The sequence below is a fragment of the Pseudonocardia xinjiangensis genome, from assembly GCF_050948425.1.
Lineage (GTDB): Bacteria > Actinomycetota > Actinomycetes > Mycobacteriales > Pseudonocardiaceae > Pseudonocardia > Pseudonocardia xinjiangensis.
In genome coordinates this window covers 6,593,286-6,613,911 of sequence record NZ_CP192009.1, presented here as the reverse complement: position 1 = coordinate 6,613,911, position 20,626 = coordinate 6,593,286, and the positions used below count along the sequence as shown (strand labels likewise).

The following is a 20,626-nucleotide window of genomic DNA, read 5'->3' as shown; positions in this document are numbered from 1 at the left end:
AGGGCTGCCGGTGCGGCCGGAAGGAGCAGCGCTGGGAGGATGACGCGGTGGTAGGCACCCGGATCCGTGCACTGCGCACCGCGCGTGGCATCACCGTCACCGAGCTCGCGCGCCGGGCCGCGGTGTCCACCGCGTTGATCAGCCAGGTCGAGCGAGAGCTGGCCGACCCCAGCCTCGTGACCGTCCGCAAGATCGCCCGCGCGCTCGACGTACCGCTGTTCAGCCTCTTCGAGGAGTCCGAACCCGCGGACGTCGCGGTGGTACGGAGCGACGCCCGGATCCACGTGCAGTCCCCTGGCGGTGGCATCGCCTACTCCCGCGTCTCGCCGGGACGCGGCCGCCTGGAGGTGCTGCACGGCGTGCTCTCGCCGGGCGGGGCGTCAGCGGCGGAACCCTGGTCGCACCCCAGCGAGGAGTGCGCGCTCGTCACCGCCGGCAGGCTCGTGGTCGAGGTGGCAGGCGCCGAGCGCGCGCTCGACGTGGGCGACAGCTGCTACTTCGACTCCCGCCTCCCGCACCGCTACGTCAACCCCTACCGCGAGCAGGCCGAGTTCGTCGTCTCGATCACGCCACCCGGCTACTGACCCCGCTCAGTCCTCGAGGTCGTCGGAGTCGTCACGGGCGAGGAAGCTCGCCAGCCGTTCCACCGCGTCCTCGAACGCCGGGTTCTGGTCGACGAAGGCCCGGAGCCGGTCGGCCAGCCACTCGACGCTGACCTGCTCCTCGCCTCGGCGCTCGGTGAGCTCCTCGATGCCGCGGTCGGTGAAATACACGCCGGACAGGCTAGCGCGGCCTAGACGGTGCGAGCCGCACCCGGGCGCCCCGGTGGGGGCGCCGGCGTGCGGCTCGCACCGATCCCGACGAGTTACCGGTCGCTGAGCGCCGTGTCGATCAGTGCCTTCTGCTCGACCTCGTGCACCTTGGACGAACCCGGCGCGGGAGCCGCCATCCGCCGCCGCGAGACCCGCCGGAACCCGACGAGCCGGGGCAGCATCTCCGGCAGCACCAGCCCGAAGAACGGCCAGGCGCCCTGGTTGGCCGGCTCCTCCTGCACCCAGCGGATGTCCTCCGCGTTGGGGTAGCGCTCGAGCACCGCGGCGAGCTGGCGGTCCGGCACCGGGTAGAGCTGCTCGATGCGCACGATCGCGGTGTCGTCGATCTCCTGCTTGTCGCGGGCGGCCGCGAGCTCGTAGTAGATCTTGCCGCTGCACAGCAGCAGCTTGCGGACGCCGGAGGCGGGACCGTCGGTCTCGCGGAAGCGCGGGTCGTCGATCACCGAGCGGAACCGGCCGCCGGTGAAGTCGGACACCGGGCTCACGACGGCCCGGTTGCGCAGCATCGACTTCGGCGTGAAGACGATCAGCGGGCGGCGCACCCCGTCCATCGCGTGCCGGCGCAGCAGGTGGAAGTAGTTGGCGGGCTCCGAGGGGAGCGCCACCGTCATCGATCCCTCCGCGCACAGCTGCAGGAACCGCTCGATGCGGCCCGAGGAGTGGTCGGGCCCCTGGCCCTCCAGCCCGTGCGGCAGCAGCATCACGAGGTCGGCCGTCTGGCCCCACTTCGCCTCACCGGACGAGATGAACTCGTCGATGATCGACTGGGCGCCGTTGACGAAGTCGCCGAACTGCGCCTCCCACGCCACGAAGGCGTTGGGGTTGGCCACCGAGTAGCCGTACTCGAACCCGACGGCCGCGAACTCCGACAGCGCCGAGTCGTAGGGCAGGAAGCGATCCTGGTCCTCGGCGAGGTTGCGCAGCGGGTAGTACTCCTCACCCGTCTTGCGGTCGATCACCACGGAGTGGCGCTGCACGAACGTGCCGCGGCGGGTGTCCTGGCCCGACAACCGGATGAGCTTGCCGTCCATCGCGAGCGAGCCCAGCGCGATCAGCTCGCCGAACGCCCAGTCGATGCCGCCCTCACGCGACATCTGGTAGCGCCGCTGCAGCACCGGCTTGACCCGCTGGTGCACCGTGAAGCCCTCGGGCAGCTCCACGTGCACGTCGCCGAGGCGGTGCACGACCTCCACCGACACCGAGGTGTCGAGGTCGACGGGCACCGACTGCTCCTGCTCGACCGACGGGCTCGGCGTCGCCGGCGTCTTCTCCAGCTCCCGGACCTCGTTGAAGACGTGCTCGAGCTGGTTGGAGAAGTCGCGCAGCGCGTGCTCGGCCTCCTCCATCGAGATGTCGCCGCGGCCGATCAGCGACTCCGTGTAGATCTTGCGGACGCTGCGCTTGGCGTCGATCACGTCGTACATCGCCGGCTGCGTCATCGAGGGGTCGTCGCCCTCGTTGTGGCCGCGCCTGCGGTAGCAGATCATGTCGATCACGACGTCGTTGTTCCACCGCTCGCGGTACTCGACTGCCAGCTTGGCCACCCAGACGCACGCCTCGGGGTCGTCGCCGTTCACGTGGAAGACGGGGGCGTCGATCATCTTCGCCACGTCGGTGGAGTACTGCGACGAGCGTGCGTGCTCCGGCGCGGTGGTGAACCCGACCTGGTTGTTGACCACCACGTGCACGGTGCCGCCGGTGCGGTAGCCGCGCAGCTTCGCGAGGTTCAGCGTCTCGGCCACCACGCCCTGGCCGGCGAACGCGGCGTCGCCGTGGAGCATCAGCGGGAGCACGGTGAACCCGCCCTCGCCCTTGTCGAGCAGGTCCTGCTTGGCGCGGACGATGCCCTCCAGCACCGGGTCGACGGCCTCGAGGTGCGACGGGTTGGACGCCAGCGAGACGACCGTCTCGCCGTCGCCGAACATCCGGAAGTACTTGCCCTCGGCTCCGAGGTGGTACTTCACGTCGCCCGATCCGTGGGCCTGGCCCGGGTCGAGGTTGCCCTCGAACTCGCGGAAGATCTGGCTGATCGGCTTGCCGACGATGTTGGCCAGCACGTTGAGCCGGCCACGGTGCGGCATCCCGATGACCACCTCGTCGAGCTCGTGCTCGGCGGCCTTGTCCAGCACGGCGTCCAGCAGCGGGATGACGGTCTCGCCGCCCTCCAGGGAGAACCGCTTCTGCCCGACGTACTTGGTCTGCAGGAACGTCTCGAACGCCTCGGCCGCGTTGAGCTTGCTCAGCACGTACTTCTGCTCGGCCGGGTTGGGCTTCTGGTGCGGGACCTCGATGCGCTCCTGCAGCCAGGTGCGCTGCTCGGGGTCGGCGATGTGCATGTACTCGGTGCCGATGGTGCGGCAGTACGAGTCACGCAGCAGGCCGAGCACGTCGCGCAGCTTCATCCGCTCCTTGCCGCCGAAACCGCCGACGGCGAACTCGCGGTCGAGGTCCCACAGCGTGAGGCCGTGGGAGAGCACGTCGAGGTCGGGGTGGCGGCGCTGGCGGTAGTTCAGCGGGTCGGTGTCGGCCATGAGGTGGCCGCGCGTGCGGTAGGCGTCGATCAGCTCGATGACGCGGGCGGTCTTGTCGACGGCGCCGTCGGGGATGTCCTGCACCCAGCGGATCGGCTCGTAGGGCACCCGCAGGGAGCGGAAGATCCCGTCGTAGAAGCCGTCCTCGCCGAGCAGCAGGGCGTGGACGCGGCGCAGGAAGTCGCCGGACTCGGCGCCCTGGATGATGCGGTGGTCGTACGTCGAGGTCAGCGTGATGATCTTGCTGATGCCGATCTCGGCGAGCCGTTCCTCGCTGGCACCCTGGAACTCCGCCGGGTACTCCATGGCCCCGACGCCGATGATCGCGCCCTGGCCCGTCATGAGCCGCGGCACCGAGTGGTTGGTGCCGAGCGTGCCGGGGTTGGTGAGGCTGATCGTGGTGCCGGCGAAGTCCTCCGACTGCAGGTTGCCGCCCCGCGCCTTGCGCACGATGTCCTCGTAGGCCGACCAGAACTGGGCGAAGTTCATCGCCTCGCAGCCCTTGATCGAGACGACGACGAGCGAGCGCTGGCCGTTCTTGCCCGCGAGGTCGATCGCGAGCCCGAGGTTGACGTGGTCGGGCTGGACGACCGTGGGCTTGCCGTCCTCCTCCACGAAGTGCCGGTTCATCACCGGGAAGTCGGCCAGCGCCTTGACCACCGCGTACCCGATGAGGTGGGTGAACGAGATCTTGCCGCCGCGGGTGCGCGTGAGCTGGTTGTTGATCACCACGCGGTTGTCGGCGAGCAGCTTCGCCGGCACTGCGCGCACGCTCGTGGCGGTGGGCACGGCCAGCGAGGCGTTCATGTTCTTGACGACGGCCCCGGCGGCGCCGCGCAGCGCCGTGGAGCTGCCCCCGCCGCTCGTCGGGCTGGGCTTCGCCGCCTGGGAGGTGCTGCCGGCGGCGGGCTTGTCGGAGGCGCCCGTGGTGGTGGCGGAGCTCGTGGCGGGGGTCTTCTCCCCGGCGTCACGCCCGCCCTTCACGGCGGCCCCGCCCTGTGCAGCAGCAGAGCCCTTCGCCGTGGCCGAACCGTTGGTTGCCCCGGAGCCGGACCCCTCGGAGGCCGCGGGCGGCGGCGTCATCGCCTTGCGGTCGCCGACGCGGCGTCGCTCGCTGGGCTCGGCCGGCTCGGCCGTGGGGGTGGGTGCCGGCGCGGCGGCGGCAGCAGCCGATCGGTCGGCGGTGGGGGTGGGTGTGCCGTTGCTGCTGGAAGCGCCGTTCTCGTCGGTGGGACGGTAGTCCGCGAAGAACTCGTGCCACGCTGGGTCTACCGAGTCCGGATCGTCGAGGAAGCGCTGGTACATCTCCTCGACGAGCCATTCATTGGGACCGAACTGGCCTGCTGCATTCGAGGTACTACTGCTGGACACGCTGAAGACCGCCTTGATCGGATCGCATCGTCTCGCCGAGGACTGCACCCCAGGTTAGTCCTCCCGGATGAGGAGGGGGTACCGCGCGCCGGGGGAGGCGTAGCATGCTTGGCCGCCTACACCTGATCAGGTGCGGGGCAGGTCACCCGGCGCGTCCACCACAGCCGTGCGGACCGCGGTGGTGCTGATCACGGTTCCCTCCGGCAGCCCACAGCGCGAGTCCGTCCGGAGCGTGTCGCGTTCCCCGGCGAACTGGCCGTCGGCCGGATCGATCAGCAACTCGGTACGGGTACGACCCGCGTCGTGGACGATGGCGAGGCACGCGTGGCCGTCCACGTTGAGCACCCGGTCCGCCACCGTCACTCCCGGCAGCCCGGTGAGGGCGCGGTAGAACGTCGCTCGCAGCTCTCCCGGCACCAGCGCCGTGCGCAGCGCCGTGACGGCCGCCGCGAACGGACCGAACCAGCTGCCCGGGTTGTCCTCCAGCAGGCGCGCGAGCAGCTCCGCCGAGTCCGTGGGCAGCCCCTGGATGAACTGCGGGGTGGGCGACTGCCAGCTGCCGCGTCGCGGGGTGACCGGGCCGCAGAAGTGGTCGAACTCCATGCTGCCGTCGGTGCGGAACTCGCCGTACGGGGCCCGGAACCGTCCGACCGGGGCAACGTCCCGCAGGTCGAAGCCGTCGTCGGCGGCCTCCTGCGCGGAGCCCGTCAACCAGGTCTGCGCGCCCGTCAGCTCCCGATCCAGCACCCACTCGCGCTCGGGTCGGGCGGGCACCCACTGCCGGAGCCGGTGCTCGGTGAGGTGCTGGTGCGGGCCGAAGGTCCCCAGCCACCACGCGTGAGTCTCGACGTACCGGTACTGGTCGGGTGCCATCGGTCGGTCGGACACGGCGATGGCTAGGTCGAGCAACGCACGCTCCTGCGGTCGTGGAGGGGGTTCGACACAGAGTGTGGCTTGGTGACCGTCCGTCAATTGCGGCGGCCCCCCTCACTCAGGCGATCCACTCCTTGACCTGCGCGAGCAGCTTCAGCGGATCGCTGCCGACCGGGTTCACGTGCACATGCGTCACGCCGGCCTCCCGCAGTGCCTCGATGCGCTCCCGCACGTGCGACGGGGGGCCGATGAGCGTGGCCTTGTCGACGAAGTCGGCAGGCAACGCCGCGGCCGCCTCCTCCTTGCGGCCGTCCAGGTAGAGGTCCTGGACGAGCGTCGCCTCGTCGCCGAAGCCCTGGCGGCGGAACACGGTGTTGTAGAAGTTGCGGCCGCGCGCGCCCATCCCGCCGATGTAGAGGGCGAACATGCCCCGGGCCAGCTGCCGCGCCGGCTCGAACATCTCCTCCTCCATGGCAAGGATCCCGCCGCCGGTGATCTGCAGCGGGCCCAGCTCGGGAGCGCGCTTGGCGGTGCCCGCGTCCAGCGCCGGCCCGAAGACCTCACGCAGCTTCTCCGGCATCAGCACGGTCGGCAGCCAGCCGTTCGCGAGCTCGGCCGTCATCTCGACGTTCTTGTCGCCGAGCGACGCCACCCAGATCGGGATGTCGGACCGGCGGGGGTGGTTGATCAGCTTGAGCGGCTTGCCCAGCCCGGTGCCCTGGCCCTCCGGCAGCGGAATCGGGTACAGGCCCTCGTTGGTGACCGGCTCCCGTCGCCACACCTTCCGGCAGATCTCGATGATCTCGCGGGTGCGGGCGACGGGCTTGTCGTACGGGACGCCGTGGAAGCCCTCGATCACCTGCGGACCGGACGCGCCGAGGCCCAGGATCGCGCGCCCGCCCGACAGCGCGTCGAGACCGGCGGCCGTCATCGCCGTCAGGGTGGGGGTGCGGCTGTAGATCGGGAGGATGCCGGAGCCGATCTGTACCCGCTCGGTCTTCGCGGCCAGGTATCCCATCAGCGACACCGCGTCGAAGCTGTACGCCTCGGCCACCCACACGACGTCCAGACCGGCCTGCTCCATCGCGACCACCGCGTCCGCGTTGCGGATCGGGTCGTCGCCGTACTGGAGTTGTGTCGAGAGCAGCATAGGACCAGCCAACACAGGGGTTACTGGTCAGTCAAGTAAGCACCGCCGATCACCCGTGCCGATCGCACCCCCCGTTGCAGCAAAGCCACGTTCATGCAAGCACGTTGCCGCAACGTGGCTTTGCTGCAATGCCGGGTGGGACTTCGGGGCCCTAGGTCACCTTCGCCAGAACAGGTGGTGGGTCACGCCGCTCGGGCTCGGCACGACATCGAGGTGGAACTGGTCACGCAGCTCGTCGGGTGACTCCCAGAGCCGCGACCCGGATCCGAGCTTCACCGGCGAGACCGTCACGTGCATCGTGTCGACGAGGCCGGCGTCGACGAACTGCCGGATGGTGGTGGCCCCACCGCCGAGCCGGACGTCCTTGCCCTGCGCAGCGTCCCGCGCCCGCTCGAGGACCGCCGCGGGGTCGGCGTCGACGAAGTGGAACGTGGTGTCGGAGAGGGTGAACGACGGACGCTCGTGGTGGGTCAGCACGAACACCGGGGTGCGGAACGGGGGTTCGTCGCCCCACCAGCCGAGCCAGCTGTGGTCGAGCCAGGGGCCGCGCTGGGGGCCGAACTTGTTGCGGCCCATGATCTCGGCGCCGATGTTGCGCTCGTAGTCCCGGGTGAGGTAGTCGTCGAGGCCGCGGCTCCCGCCGGGCTCGGTGCGCATGGGCCAGCTCGCCGTGGCGCCGCACCAGGCGAACATGTCGCCGGGGTTGGCGTGCCCGAACGGCCTCTCGAGGCTCTGGTTCTCGCCTGCGCCGAACCCGTCGCTCGACACGTTGAAGTTCTGCACTCTCAGCAGCTGACTCACGCAGTTCCTCCTGCACTTGTGGCGCCCTCGTCCGGCGCCGTCGGGAGGGAGTCGGAGCCGGCCCGGCCGTCTCGACATCACTGCCACCGGTCTGCGACCAGGTATGTCAGACCTGCCAACTAAAATCGAACACATGTTCGATTCCGTCGCGGAGGTCGCTCCGATGCCGTGGTCCCGCGTATGGCGGTGCTGGTCCTCGATCAGGCCGGACCGGCCGTGGACGGGTTCGAGCAGTTGGAGCGGATCGGGGTGTGGGAGAAGGTCATCGCCTGGGCGCAGGCCCGCCAGTATGCGGAGATCACCCAGTTCGTCGCGGCCGCCGAGACCGGTCCCGCTGCGGGTCTGACCGCGGCGCAGGCGGTGGAGTCCGCGCAGGCCGAGGTCGGGATGATGCTGCGGCTCTCCCCCGGCGGTACCGCGTGGCGGGTCGGGGAAGCCCGGCAGTTGGTGGCGGAGTTCCCGGGCGTCTTCGCCTCCCTGGAGGCCGGGGCGATCACGCTGGCGAAGGCGCGGATCATCGCCGAGGGCTGTGCTGATCTGGATGCGGCGACTGCGGCTGTGGTGGAGCGGAAGGTCTTGCCGCGGGCGCCGCAGCAGACCGCCGGGCAGCTCCGCGCGGCGGTGCGCCGCGCGGTGCTGCGCGCCGACAGCGAGGCCGCCGCCCGGCGCCATGAGCGCAAGCGGCGCGAGCGTGCTGTGGTGTTGTATCCCGAGCGCGATGGGATGGCCACGCTGTCGGCCACGTTGCCGGCCGCCGAGGCGGTCGGGGTGTTCGCGGTGCTCGATCAGCACGCCCGCGGCTGCGGCAGCACCGATGAACGGCCCATGGCAGCGCGGCGGGCGGATGCGCTGGTCGACCTGGTGCTGCGCGAGACCGGGTTCTGCAGCACCGCCGCGCAGCAGGCCGCCACCACTCCTGTGGCCGCCAGTGCAGCACCCAACACCCTGGTGGCCACCTCTCGGACTGGTCGGGAGGCCGGCACGTCCGCCGCCCGCCCCGCAGCCCCTCGATCGACCACGCCGCACACCGACACCGACACCGACACCGACACCGACACCGACACCACCATCCTGATCGGCGCGGACACCGTCGCCTCGGGCATCGGCTCCACCGAGGTGAAGTCGACCAGCCCCGCGACCGACCCGGATCCCGCCGGATCGCGCGATGAGAGTGCTCCGGCAGGGACCGGGCCGCCCATACCCGGATCCGAGCGGCTACCCGGGCTCGCGCCCCCGGGCGGGGTCCCCACCGTCACGAACAGGGTGTCGATACAGATCCGGGTCACCGTCCCCCTCGACACCCTCCGCGGCGCCTCCGACGAACCCGGTGAGCTCGCCGGGTACGGCCCCATCCCCGCCGACCACGCCCGCCAGTTGGCCGCCGACCCTGACAGCGTCTGGCACCGCCTGGTCACGACCCCCTCAGCGGCGCGTTATTGGATTACGGCACCACCCGGTATCGCCCACCCCCGCACCTGACCGAACATGTCATCGCGCGGCACCAGTACTGCCAAGGGCCGGGCTGCCGGGTGCCCGCGAACCGCTGCGACCTCGACCACAACGTGCCCTTCGACCCCGTCGCCGGGGAGGGTCCGACGTCGGCGGCCAACCTCGGCCCGAAATGCCGACCGCATCACCGGTTGAAGGGCATGCCGGGCTGGAGCGTGAGCCAGTACCCCGACGGCACGATCCTCTGGACCACACCGAGTGGCCACACCTACCGCGTCGACCCACCACCACTCACCGAACCCCGCACCCCGAAGGAGGCCACGAGCGCCGGCGCCGACGAACCGCCACCCTTCTGAGGCCCAGGGGCAGTGGGGCAGTGGGGCAGTGGGTCAGTGGCGCAGGTGCTCGTCGAAGAACTCGATGGTGCGGTCCCAGGCCACCCGTGCGGAGGTCTCCTCGTACATCGACGGGGCGTCCCAGTTGGAGAAGGCGTGCCCGGCGTCGTAGCGGTGCACGGTGGCGTTCGGGCGCCCGGCCATGGCCTGCTCGACGGCGTCGATGTCCTCGGCGGGGATGTAGGGGTCGCGGTCGCCGTAGTGGAAGAGGATCGGGCACTCGATCTGCTCCGCCAGCCCGAGCATGCCGTTGATTCCGGAGCCGTAGTAGGAGACCGCGGCGTTCGGCCCCTGCCCGTCCACGCGGGAGGTGGCGGCGAAGAGGTAGGCGAGCGTGCCGCCGAGGCAGAAGCCCACGCCGCCGACCTTGCCGTCGCAGGCGGGCATCGCGCGCATGTGGGCGAGCGTTGCGGTGATGTCGGAGCCGGCGAGCTGGAAGTCGAGCTGGTGGACACGCTCGAAGCCGTCGGCCATGCCGGACTCGTCCTTGCGCTCGAAGCGGGGCTCGATCCGCCAGAACATGTCGGGGGCCAGCGCCACGTACCCGGCGGCGGCGAGCCGCTCGGCCAGGCCGCGGATGTTGTCGTTGACGCCGAAGATCTCCTGGAAGATCAGCACCCCCGGCGCCGGGCCCGTCTCCGGGACGGCGCAGAACGCGTCGAAGACACCGCCGTCGGCAGCAGTGATCTTCTCGTAGTGGGAGCTGACCATGGCCCGCAGCGTAACTACGCTGCCGTCGTGAGTTTCCGCGTCGTCCCGGCCGCGTACGTCCTGCCCCTCCGGCGCGTCGGCGAGACCGACGAGGTGCTCCTGCAGCTGCGATGCGGCACGGGCTACCGCGACGGTCACTGGGCGGCGGCCGCCGCCGGTCACGTCGAGGCCGATGAGTCCGTGTACGCCGCCGCGTGCCGCGAGGCCGAGGAGGAGCTGGGCATCGGCATCACCCCCGCCGACCTGGTGCCGCTCACGGTGATGCACCGCACCCAGGGCAACGGTCAGCCGATCGACGAGCGCGTCGACTTCTTCTTCTCCTGCCGCACCTGGACGGGTGAGCCTCGGCGGGTGGAACAGGCCAAGTCGGCCGACCTGCGCTGGTACCGCCTCGACGACCTGCCCGAGCCGGTGGTGCCGCACGAGCTGTTCGTGCTGGAGGGCCTGCGGAGAGGGGACCTGCCGGCGATCGTCAGCTTCGGCTTCGACCCGGCCGTGTCCTCCGAGCCCGGCGCACCCTGCCGCTGACGCCTCGGCGGATCACGACGTCGTGGCGCCCGGCAGGAGCTGATCGACGAGGGAGCGTGCGGTCGCCGTCAGCGTCCCGATCTCCATGCCGGTGCGCCCCATGAACACGAGCCCCTGCTGGGCGGCGAGCAGGGCGCGCGCCGTCTCGATCGGATCGGCATCGGGCGGCACATCGCCCTCGTCCTGGGCCCGCACGACGCACTCGGCGACCAGGGCGGTGGTGGCCTCGTAGGTGCGCCGGGCCTCCGTCAGGACGTCGGGGTCCGCGGTGGCGAGCTCGCAGGTGCTGTTGGCCATGAGGCAGCCGCGCCGCGCCGCGCCCGCGTCGCTCACCGGTGCCATCACGAACGTCCGCAACGCGTCCAGGGCCCGGGGAGTGGAGTCGAGCATCTCCCGCAGGTACCCGTGGCTGACGTCGGTGTAGCTGCGCAGTGCCCGGAGGAAGAGCCGGCGCTTGTCGCCGAAGGCCGCGTAGAGGCTGCCCTTGCCCAGCCCGGTGACGCGGAGCAGGTCCTCCAGTGAGGTGGCCGCGTAGCCGGCGTCCCAGAACTGGTCGCGGACCGCGAGCAGCACGCGCTCCTCGTCGAACTGCCGCGGTCTGGCCATGGGATCAGTCTAGTAATTCTTGACCGATCGGTCCACCACTCGTATTGTGGACCGGAAGGTCAAGAACTCTACGGCGATGGGACGGGCAATGGGTCAGCTCGACGAGAAGACTGCTCTGGTGACCGGCGGAAGTACAGGTATCGGCCTCGCGGTGACGAAACGCTTCGCGGAGGAGGGAGCCCGCGTCTACCTGACGGGGCGGCGGCAGTCGGAACTGGACTCCGCGAGCGCTCTCCTCGGAGACAGTGTCACGGCCATCCGCAGCGACGTCTCCGATCTCGACGACCTGGCTCGCGTGTTCGGAGTCATCGAGGAGGGCGGCAGAGGTCTCGACGTCGTCTTCGCGAACGCCGGCGGTGGCGACATCACCACCCTCGCCGATCTCACGCCGGAGAGCTTCGACAAGACGTTCGGCAGCAACGTCCGGGGCACCGTCTTCACGGTCCAGAAGGCGCTCCCGCTCCTGAACGAGGGCGCATCCATCGTGATCACCGGGTCCAGCTCGGCGAGCCGTGGCACGGCCGGCTTCGGCGTCTACTCCGCATCCAAGGCGGCGGTCCGTCAGTTCACCCGGGTCTGGGCCGCCGAGCTGGGCCCCCGAGGTGTCCGCGTCAACACCGTCACTCCTGGGCCGACCGACACCCCCGGACTGCGTGGCCTCGCCCCCGACTCGAGTGCGGCGCCCGGCCTCCTGGACGCCATGGCCAAGCAGCTTCCGCTGGGACGGGTCGCTCAGCCTGCGGAGATCGCCAATGCCGTGCTCTTCCTCGCGTCCGACCAGTCGAGCTTCATGACGGGAAGCGAGCTCTTCGTGGACGGCGGCGAGGTGCAGTCCTACCTCTGAGCCGCACCGGCGCTCTACACCAGCCGGCGTTCGCGGCCCTCCCAGTAGGGCTCGCGCAGGTTCTTCTTCAGCACCTTGCCGGTGAGGTTGCGCGGCAGTTCCTCCGCCACGTCCACGGACTTCGGGCACTTGAACCCCGCGAGCCGTTCACGGCAGTAGGCGAGCAGCGCCTCGGTGTCGACCTCGCAGCCGGGCGCCGGGACGACAACGGCCTTGGGCACCTCGCCCCAGCGGTCGTCGGGCACCCCGATCACGGCGACGTCGGCGACAGTGGGGTGCTCGGCCAGCACCCGCTCGATCTCGGCGGGGTAGATGTTCTCCCCGCCACTGATGATCATGTCCTTGATCCGGTCGGTGACGTAGACGTACCCGTCGGCGTCGACATAGCCGCCGTCCCCCGACCGCAGCCAGCCGTCCGGGGTGATGGCGGCGGCCGTGGCGTCCGGCTTGCCCCAGTAGCCGCGCATCAGCTGCTGGGTGCGCACCCAGATCTCGCCGACCTCACCGCGGGGTACCGGGCCGCCGGTCGCCGGGTCGCGGATCTCGATCTCGACGTTGTGGATCGGCCTGCCTGCGGACACGAGACGGTGCGCGACGGCGGGATCCTCGTGGTCCTCCGGTCCGAGCGCGCTGACGACGCCGCACGCCTCGGTCATTCCGTACACCTGGTGCATCACGCCGGGGAACAGCTCCAGGCAGGCCCGCATCACCGGCAGCGGCATCGGGGAGGCCCCGTAGGTCACGGCCTTGAGTGCCGAGAAGTCGTGGTCGGCGGCCCCGGGCACCTGGGCCATCACCGCCATCAGTGCGGGCACGAGGAACGTGTGGGTGATCCGCTCGGACTCGAGCACCTCCAGCACCGTGGCCGGGTCCGGCAGCCGCAGCATCACGATCTGCGCACCGGCGGAGATCGTGATCAGGGCGTAGCTGGTGCCACCGACGTGGTAGAGCGGCATCGCGACCTGTACCCGGGCGTCCGGGTCGATCCGGAAGTCGACGGCGCAGTTCTCCGCGTGGGCGAGCATGCCGCGGTGGGTGAGCATCGCGCCCTTCGGGAAACCGGTGGTGCCCGAGGTGTAGAGCTGTACGAAGCAGTCGTCGGGGTCGGCGGGGTGCACCTCCGGATCGGGCCGGTGCGCCGCCAGCCAGGCCTCGTACTCGTCGTCGGCGCCCCCGACCTGGATCACGCGCTCGACCGTGGGCAGCTGGTCGCGCACCTGTGCCACGGCCGCGGCGAACTCCGGCCCGACGAACAGGATGCGCGCCGCCGCGTCGTTGACGACGTAGACGATCTCGGGCGGTGCCAGTCGGAAGTTCACCACCGCGTTCGCCGTGCCGATCTGCGCACAGGCGAGGGTGAGCTCGAGGCAGGCCGGATGGTTGAAGTCGAGTACCGCCACCCGGTCACCGGGACGCAGTCCCGCCGCGCGTTGCGCCGCCGCGTTCTGCCGTACCCGGCGGGCCAGCTCGGACCAGGTGCGGGCGGTGCCACCGAAGCGGATCGCGACCGAGTCCGGCCGCTCGGCCTCCCACCTCGCGAGCGTCGAGGTGAAATCGGTGAGCTGGCTGGTCATGCGGCCTCCCGGTGACGGTGGGCGGGCGGACACTCGCCGTGACGATGCGCATGGTAACGGCGTGTGGCGATCACGAGAACCCGGTGGTTCCGGCGTGGGGACCCGCTCGGTGGACGATCACCGCCGCTGGCTACGGTGACGACCCTCGCCCCCCGTGTCGCCACCAGCAGGCGCCGACCGCTCGGAGTCCCGACATGAGCTCTCCCCGGCAGGTTCCCCAGATGCGTGCGGCAGCGCGTCGGGTCAAGGCGGGAGGTGAGAGATTCCTCGGTGGCGTGCTGCCGGGAGCCTCCGCGCGCAGGCTTCGCGAGGCTGCGTACGCCGACGACTGGGCCGCCGCCAACATGGAGGCCCGCCGGGCCACGGGACCGCTGTGGGTCGTGCTCGGCGACTCGGCCAGCCAGGGGATCGGCGCCACCACCCGCGAGGTGGGTTACGTCGGGGTCGTCCACGAGATGCTGCGCCGCCGCGACGCCTGGCGCGTGGTGAACCTGTCCCGGGCGGGCGCCGACGTGGCGGACGTCCTCGCCCGCCAGCTCCCCGAGCTGGCCTCGCTCACCGCCGAGGAGCCGGCTGCGCTCGTCAGCTGCATCATCGGCGCCGAGGACGTCGCCCGGCACACCCCGGGGCTGGACACCTCGCTGCGCCAGGTGATCGCCGCGCTGCCCACCGGCTCCGTCATCGGCACCATCCCGCGCACCGGGCGCGGCGCGCCGACCGCGGCTCTCGACGCCGTGATCCGCGAGGAGGCCGCGCGCCACCAGCTGCGCATCGCGGAGCTGCCCTCCCGCAACCTGGGACGCGTCCGCGACCACGCGATCCTCGGCGACGTCGGGCACGGCGCATGGGCCAAGGCCGTGATCGCGGCGATCGACGGGCCGCCCGCCGAGATCGCCTCGACCACCGACCCCGCCCTTCCCGTGGTGCCCGCCCTGCCCGATCCCAGCTAGTCCGCTCCGATCGGATGAACGATCGGAGCGGGCGCGTCACCGTCCAGGGGCTGAGCAAGCGGTTCGGTTCGGTCGTCGCCGTCGACGGGGTGACGTTCTCCGTGGAGCCCGGGGTCGTCACGGGCTTTCTCGGGCCCAACGGGTCGGGCAAGACCACGACCCTGCGGATGATCGTCGGGCTCATCACGCCCACCACGGGCGATGCACGCGTCAACGGCGTGCCGTTCGCCGAGCTGTCCGATCCGGCGCGGGTCGTCGGCGCGGTGCTCGAGGCCCAGGGGTTCCACCCGGCCCGCACCGCGCGCAGGCACCTGCTGGCCTGCGCGGCCGCGATCGGGGTGCCCGACGCCGCGGTCGACCACGTGCTCGGCACGGTCGGGCTCACGGCTGACGCCGACCGGGGGGTGGGCGGCTACTCGCTGGGGATGCGGCAGCGGCTGGCCCTTGCCGTGGCCCTCCTCGGCGACCCGCAGGTGCTGATCCTCGACGAGCCGGGGAACGGGCTCGACCCGGAGGGCATCGCGTGGCTGCGGGCTTTCCTGCGCGCCTTCGCCGCGCAGGGACGAAGCGTGCTCGTCTCCAGCCACCTGCTCGGCGAGGTGGAACAGACCGTCGACCACCTCGTGGTGATCAGCAAGGGCCGCTGCATGTTCCAGGGACCGCTCGCGCAGCTGCGGGGGTCGCGCCGGGCGCGCGTGCTGGTCCGGTGTGCGGCGCCGGCCCGGCTGGCCGACGCGCTGGCCCGCACCGGCATCCTGGAGATCGACACGTTGCCCGACGGGCGCCTCGGGGTGGCGGGCACCGACCCCGTCCACGTCGGCGACGTGGCACTCGCCGCGGGCGTGGCGATCTACGGCCTGGCCGAGGAGAAGATCGATCTGGAGCAGCTGTTCTTCCAGCTCACCGCCGGACCGTGGCGGGCGGGCTGATGGGGCGGCTGCTGCGCGCCGAGCTGCGCAAGGTGTCCTCCACGAAGCTGTGGTGGGGACTCCTCGTGCCCGCGGTGGTGCTTTCGATCATCATCAACGTGTTCGGCGGCCTGTTCACCGCGGCGATCCCCGACGACGGGGGCAGGCTGCCGCTGCTGCTGGGGTCGCTCGCCTACACGCTCGGCCTGACCGCGGTGTTCGCCGCCTGCTACGGCGTCGTTGCCACGGCGGGGGAGTTCCGCCACCGCACCATCACCACCACCTACCTGCTGGGACCGAGGCGGTGGCAGGTTCAGCTGGCCGCGATGGGCGTCAGCGCCGTCGTCGGGGCCGGCTACGGCGCGGTGGTGGCGCTGGTGGGGGTGCTGGCGGGAGTCGCCGGTCAGGCCGGAAGCGCGTTCCCCTCGGTGGGCGCGCTGGTCGCCGTCACGGCGATCGGCATGGTGGTGTCCGCGCTCTGGGCGGCGCTGGGTGCCGCGCTGGGCGTCGTGGTCGGCAACCAGGTGGGCGGGCTCGTCGGCGTACTCGTGTACCTGCTGCTCGGGGAGCTGCTGATCTCCGCGCTGCTCAACAGCGCCGCCTCCGTCACGCTCCAGCGGCTCACGTCCTACCTCCCGGGCAACGCGGGCGACATCGCGATCTACGACATCCCGGCCCGCGTACTCGCGGGGCCCCAGATCGGCAGCAGGCTGGTCGAGACGCTGGCCGGCGTCACCGCTCCACCGCCGTGGTGGGGCGCGCTGCTGGTGCTCGCGGTGTGGACGGCGGCGGTGGGCGCGACGGGTTGGGTGGTGGGTTCTCGGCGCGACGTCACCTGACGCCGGTACGGCGCATCCGGAACCGCTGCGACATGTCGGGGCTGTGACGTCCGCCATGTGATGTGTCGCTTGTGAGGTGATGTTCGTCGGCGCCACCTGTCGGGGCCGCGGCTTACGGTGTGTTCGTGCCCGACGCTGCTCCCCCTGGCTGGATTCGCCGACTCGTCAGTGCTTGTTTCCGCCACCGAGGGGTGGCCATCGGCGCGCTCGTGGCGTCGGTTTTCGGGGTCGGTCTCGACGCCGTCGGCCCGTTGCTCACGCGGGTGGTCGTCGACGACGCGGTGCAGGGGTCCACGGCCGTGCTCGCCGCCGTCGTGGTGGCCTTCCTCGTGCTGGCCGTGGTCCGCTTCGTCTCGGCCTTCTTCCGGCGCTACCTCGCCGGCAGGCTCGCCCTGGACGTGCAGCACGACCTGCGCCGCCAGGTCTTCGCCGCCGTGCAGCGGCTCGACGGCGAGCGCCAGGACGCGCTGCGCACCGGCCAGGTCGTCTCGCGGGCGATCACCGACCTGCAGCTCGTGCAGTCGCTGCTGTCGCTGGTGCCGATCTCGCTCGGCGGGGTGGTGCTGGTCGTGGTGTCGATCGGCGCGATGCTGTGGCTCTCACCGCTGCTCACGCTGGTGGCGCTGGTGCTCCTGCCCGCCGCCACGTGGATCACCCTGCGCACCAGGACCACGCTGTTCCCCGCCACCTGGTCGGCCCAGCAGCGGGCGGCCGACATCGCGCAGCAGGTGGAGGAGACGGTCACGGGGGTCCGGGTCGTCAAGGGGTTCGGGCAGGAGCGCCGCGAGGTCGCGTCGCTGGAGCGCGGCGCCCTGCGGCTCTTCGCCGAGCGCATGCGGGCCGCGCGGCTCACCGCCCGGCTCAACCCCACGCTGCTCGCGCTGCCCACGCTCGGGCAGGTCGGGGTGATCGGGCTCGGGGGCTGGCTCGCGCTCAACGGCTCCATCAGCCTCGGCACCTTCCTCGCCTTCACCACCTACGTCGCCCAGCTCGTCGGCCCCGCGCGGCTGCTCGCCTCGCTCGTGGTGAGCGCCCAGCTCGCGCGGGCGGGGGTCGAGCGCGTGTACGACCTGGTCGAGTCCCGGCCCGACGTCGTCGACCCCGAGGTGCCCGTCGCGTTGCCTCCCGGCCCGCTGTCGCTGGAGTTCGACCACGTCCGGTTCGGCTACGGCGACCGCGAGCCGGTGCTGGCCGACGTGTCGCTGCGCGTCGAGCCCGGCGAGACCCTCGCGCTGGTGGGGCCGCCCGGCTCCGGCAAGTCCACGGTGGCGCTGCTGCTGCCGCGGTTCTACGACCCGCAGGAGGGCGAGGTGCGCCTGGGTGGCGTGCCACTGCCCCGGATGCGGATGGCCGACCTCCGGCGCGAGCTCGGCGTGGTGTTCGAGGAGGCCTTCCTGTTCTCCGACACCATCCGGGCCAACATCGCCTACGGCCGTCCCGACGCGAGCGAGCACGAGGTGCGGGCGGCGGCACGGGCCGCGCAGGTGGAGTCGTTCGTCGAGATGCTGCCCGACGGCTACGACACGCTGGTCGGCGAGCGGGGGCTCACGCTGTCGGGCGGGCAGCGCCAGCGCATCGCGCTCGCCAGGGCCGTGCTCACCGACCCGCGGGTCCTCGTGCTCGACGACGCCACCTCCGCGGTCGACACCGCCACCGAGGCCGCCATCCACGAGACGCTGCGCACCCTCACCGCCACCCGCACCACGGTGCTGGTGGCGCACCGTCGTTCCACGCTCGCCCTCGCCGACCGCATCGTCGTGCTCGACGCAGGCCAGGTCGTGGACGTGGGCACCGAGGCCGAGCTCACCGCACGCTGCGCCCTGTTCCGGGAGCTCCTCGCGGTGGCCGAGCCGGAGCCGGCGTCCCCGGCAGCCGTCCCGGCGAAGGAGTCCGTCGCGTCGCCGTCGGCCGGTCCGTGGACGACGCAGGCCACCCCGGAGCTCTGGCCGGAGCCCGCGGCTGCGGCGCGCGGCCTGCGGGGCGGTGGTTCCTCCCGTGGGGGAGCGGCCGGCGGGGGCGCGGGCGGCGTGTCGGCAATGGCAGGTGCCATGCCGCCCACACCCGAGCTGATGGCCGCCGTGGAGGCGTTGCCGCCCGCCACCGAGCAGCCCCGCCTCGGCAGCACCGACGCCACGGCGCCCGACCCCGAGTTCCGCCTGGCGCGGCTGCTGCGGCCGGTCCGCGCGCTGCTCATCGTCGGTGTCACGCTCGTGGCGCTCGACGCGCTCGCCACCCTGGCGTTCCCGAGCGTCGCGCGCCTCGCCGTCGACGGGGGGATCTCCGCGCACGCACCGGCCGTCCTGCTCACCGCCGCGCTGGTGGGGCTCGCGGTGGTGGTGCTCGACTGGGCCGTGGTGGCCGCGCAGACCGTGGTGGCCGCCCGCGCCGGCGAGAGCCTGCTCTACCTGCTGCGGGTGCGCAGCTACGCCCACCTGCAACGACTCGGGCTGGACTACTACGAGCGCGAGCTCTCCGGCCGGATCATGACCAGGATGACCACCGACGTCGACGCACTGTCGACGTTCCTGCAGACCGGTCTGACCCAGGCGGTGGTCAGCCTGCTCACCATCGTCGGGGTGGCCGTGGCGCTGCTCGTCACCGACATGGAGCTCGCGCTGGTGGCGCTGGCCGCGCTGCCGGTGCTGATAATCGCCACCGTCGTGTTCCGCAGGATGTCCTCGATGGCCTACGCGGAGGCTCGCGAGAAGGTCAGCATCGTCAACGCCGACCTGCAGGAGAACGTCACGGGCGTGCGCATCGCCCAGGCCTACGTCCGCGAGGAGCGCAGCGCCACCACGTTCGGCGAGCGCAGCGCGGCCTACCGGCACTCCCGGCTGCGGGCGCAGCGCTACATCGCCACCTACTTCCCGTTCGTCGCGCTGCTGTCCGACATCTCGCAGGCGGTGGTGCTGGGCGTCGGGGCGGCGCGCGTGGCGTCGGGGGAGCTCACGCCAGGTGTGCTCACGGCGTTCCTGCTCTACCTCGGGCTGTTCTTCGCGCCCGTCCAGCAGCTCTCCCAGGTCTTCGACGGCTACCAGCAGGCCCGGATCGGTCTCTCCCGCATCTCCGATCTGCTGCGCACGCCCACCTCGGTGCCGCCGGAACCCCTCGGCGAGCCTGCGACGGTGCCGCCCCGGCTGCGCGGGGAGGTCGAGCTGCGCGACGTCGGGTTCGCCTACGCGGGTTCCGACAGCCCGGCGCTGGAGCACGTGTCGTTGCGCGTGGCGCCGGGCGAGACGGTCGCGTTCGTCGGGGCCACGGGCGCGGGGAAGTCCACCGTGGTCAAGCTGCTCGCCCGGTTCTACGAGGCCGGTAGCGGTGCCGTGCTCGTCGACGGTGTGGACATCCGGCGGTACCCGTTGGGCGACTACCGCCACCGGCTCGGCATCGTGCCGCAGGAGCCCCATCTGTTCACCGGTGACGTCGCCGCCAACATCGCCTACGCCCGTCCGGACGCCACGCCGGCCGAGATCGAGGGCGCCGCACGGGCCGTCGGCGCGCTCGACCTGGTGCGCAGCCTGCCCGGAGGGTTCCGGCACCTGGTCGGGGAGCGGGGGCAGGGCTTGTCGGCGGGGCAGCGGCAGCTGGTGGCGCTGGCCCGCGCCGAGCTCGCCGATCCCGACCTGCTGCTGTTCGACGAGGCCACCGCGGCGCTCGACCCGGCCACCGAGGCCGCTGTCCTCGCCGCGAGCGACCGGGTCGCGGCCCGGCGCACCACCTTCGTCGTCGCCCACCGGCTGGCCACGGCGGCCCGGGCCGACCGCATCGTCGTGCTCGACGGCGGGCACATCGTCGAGACGGGTACCCACGACGAGCTGCTGGCCGCGGGTGGCTTCTACGCGAGGCTGTGGGAGGCGGGAGAGCTCGAACCCGCGGCCTGACCGGCCTGGAGTCGCGAAAGCTCAGAATCCTGCCCGATATCGGGCACAGAAGTTGGAGTATGGGCGCCCGCAGGGCACTATCAGCTCTCGTGCCCGCCGGACCGTACGACGACCTCATCGCGCACCTGGTTCGCAGCACCCCGCTCAACGCGGGTGAGGCGGCACGCGTGGTGGCCGAGGTGGTCGGTTACTTCGCCGAGGAGCTGCCGGAGTTCGTCCGGCGGCGGCACGCGGAGCTGAAGAACCGCGGGCTCACGAACGACCAGATCTTCGCCGTGGTGGCTGCGGAGCTTGCGGTGCGGCGCGTGGCGCCGCCGCAGCAGTCCGCCCGCCAGCTGCGGCGGATGGTCTACGGCTAGTGGACGAGAACCGAGAGGACACT

General features: G+C 71.7%; 18 protein-coding genes. 10 read left to right on the top strand and 8 right to left on the bottom strand.

Annotated features, from left to right (window positions below; all coding sequences use genetic code 11):
• Positions 1-47 precede the first annotated feature (47 nt).
• Positions 48-584 (top strand): helix-turn-helix domain-containing protein, encoded by a 537-nt coding sequence (locus tag ACQPZA_RS31035; RefSeq protein WP_169400502.1) that lies wholly within the window; start codon positions 48-50, stop codon positions 582-584.
• Positions 585-590: 6 nt separating this feature from the next.
• On the opposite strand, the gene ACQPZA_RS31030 is transcribed toward ACQPZA_RS31035, so the two are convergent.
• The 5 genes from ACQPZA_RS31030 to ACQPZA_RS31010 form a co-directional block, all read right to left on the bottom strand.
• Positions 591-773 (bottom strand): DUF6104 family protein, encoded by a 183-nt coding sequence (locus ACQPZA_RS31030; RefSeq protein WP_169400503.1) that lies wholly within the window; start codon positions 771-773, stop codon positions 591-593.
• 92 nt (positions 774-865) lie between these two features.
• Positions 866-4,669 carry a multifunctional oxoglutarate decarboxylase/oxoglutarate dehydrogenase thiamine pyrophosphate-binding subunit/dihydrolipoyllysine-residue succinyltransferase subunit gene (locus ACQPZA_RS31025; protein WP_433283067.1) on the bottom strand — a complete coding sequence of 1,268 codons (3,804 nt, stop codon included), beginning with the start codon at positions 4,667-4,669 and terminating at the stop codon, positions 866-868.
• 192 nt (positions 4,670-4,861) lie between these two features.
• Positions 4,862-5,644 (bottom strand): hypothetical protein, encoded by a 783-nt coding sequence (locus ACQPZA_RS31020; protein WP_433275634.1) that lies wholly within the window; start codon positions 5,642-5,644, stop codon positions 4,862-4,864.
• A gap of 82 nt (positions 5,645-5,726) precedes the next feature.
• Positions 5,727-6,758, bottom strand: a complete 1,032-nt coding sequence (locus ACQPZA_RS31015; protein ID WP_433275633.1) for an LLM class F420-dependent oxidoreductase — start codon at positions 6,756-6,758, stop codon at positions 5,727-5,729.
• A 156-nt stretch (positions 6,759-6,914) separates the two neighbouring features.
• A complete protein-coding gene (locus ACQPZA_RS31010) occupies positions 6,915-7,559 on the bottom strand; it encodes a dihydrofolate reductase family protein (RefSeq protein ID WP_433275632.1) in 645 nt (214 codons plus the stop codon).
• A gap of 180 nt (positions 7,560-7,739) precedes the next feature.
• Here ACQPZA_RS31010 and ACQPZA_RS31005 point away from each other — a divergent pair, with 180 nt between their 5' ends.
• Positions 7,740-9,038 (top strand): DUF222 domain-containing protein, encoded by a 1,299-nt coding sequence (locus tag ACQPZA_RS31005; RefSeq protein WP_433275631.1) that lies wholly within the window; start codon positions 7,740-7,742, stop codon positions 9,036-9,038.
• A 50-nt stretch (positions 9,039-9,088) separates the two neighbouring features.
• Entirely contained in the window at positions 9,089-9,364 is a 276-nt protein-coding gene (locus ACQPZA_RS31000; protein WP_433275630.1) for an HNH endonuclease signature motif containing protein, read from the top strand.
• A 33-nt stretch (positions 9,365-9,397) separates the two neighbouring features.
• Here the strand turns inward: ACQPZA_RS31000 and ACQPZA_RS30995 are convergent, their stop codons facing one another.
• Positions 9,398-10,114, bottom strand: a complete 717-nt coding sequence (locus tag ACQPZA_RS30995) for a dienelactone hydrolase family protein (RefSeq protein WP_433275629.1) — start codon at positions 10,112-10,114, stop codon at positions 9,398-9,400.
• 27 nt (positions 10,115-10,141) lie between these two features.
• Between ACQPZA_RS30995 and ACQPZA_RS30990 the strand changes: the two genes are divergently transcribed.
• A complete protein-coding gene (locus ACQPZA_RS30990) occupies positions 10,142-10,642 on the top strand; it encodes an NUDIX domain-containing protein (RefSeq protein WP_433275628.1) in 501 nt (166 codons plus the stop codon).
• Positions 10,643-10,654: 12 nt separating this feature from the next.
• On the opposite strand, the gene ACQPZA_RS30985 is transcribed toward ACQPZA_RS30990, so the two are convergent.
• A complete protein-coding gene (locus tag ACQPZA_RS30985) occupies positions 10,655-11,248 on the bottom strand; it encodes a TetR/AcrR family transcriptional regulator (protein WP_433275627.1) in 594 nt (197 codons plus the stop codon).
• 76 nt (positions 11,249-11,324) lie between these two features.
• Here ACQPZA_RS30985 and ACQPZA_RS30980 point away from each other — a divergent pair, with 76 nt between their 5' ends.
• Complete coding sequence (locus tag ACQPZA_RS30980) at positions 11,325-12,092, top strand: SDR family NAD(P)-dependent oxidoreductase (RefSeq protein ID WP_433275626.1); 768 nt, start codon at positions 11,325-11,327, stop codon at positions 12,090-12,092.
• A gap of 14 nt (positions 12,093-12,106) precedes the next feature.
• On the opposite strand, the gene ACQPZA_RS30975 is transcribed toward ACQPZA_RS30980, so the two are convergent.
• Entirely contained in the window at positions 12,107-13,666 is a 1,560-nt protein-coding gene (locus tag ACQPZA_RS30975) for a long-chain-fatty-acid--CoA ligase (RefSeq protein WP_433275625.1), read from the bottom strand.
• 194 nt (positions 13,667-13,860) lie between these two features.
• On the opposite strand from ACQPZA_RS30975, the gene ACQPZA_RS30970 reads away from it, so the two are divergent.
• From ACQPZA_RS30970 to ACQPZA_RS30950, 5 genes are all read left to right on the top strand, one after another.
• Positions 13,861-14,616, top strand: coding sequence for an SGNH/GDSL hydrolase family protein (locus tag ACQPZA_RS30970; RefSeq protein ID WP_169399118.1), 756 nt, complete (start codon positions 13,861-13,863; stop codon positions 14,614-14,616).
• 14 nt (positions 14,617-14,630) lie between these two features.
• Positions 14,631-15,545, top strand: a complete 915-nt coding sequence (locus ACQPZA_RS30965; RefSeq protein WP_433275624.1) for an ABC transporter ATP-binding protein — start codon at positions 14,631-14,633, stop codon at positions 15,543-15,545.
• Positions 15,530-16,363, top strand: a complete 834-nt coding sequence (locus ACQPZA_RS30960; RefSeq protein WP_433275623.1) for a hypothetical protein — start codon at positions 15,530-15,532, stop codon at positions 16,361-16,363. The genes ACQPZA_RS30965 and ACQPZA_RS30960 overlap by 16 nt, the downstream gene beginning before the upstream one ends.
• 119 nt (positions 16,364-16,482) lie before the next feature.
• Entirely contained in the window at positions 16,483-20,244 is a 3,762-nt protein-coding gene (locus tag ACQPZA_RS30955; protein WP_433275622.1) for an ABC transporter ATP-binding protein, read from the top strand.
• Positions 20,245-20,333: 89 nt separating this feature from the next.
• Positions 20,334-20,603, top strand: a complete 270-nt coding sequence (locus ACQPZA_RS30950; RefSeq protein ID WP_407692245.1) for a hypothetical protein — start codon at positions 20,334-20,336, stop codon at positions 20,601-20,603.
• Positions 20,604-20,626: the final 23 nt, after the last annotated feature.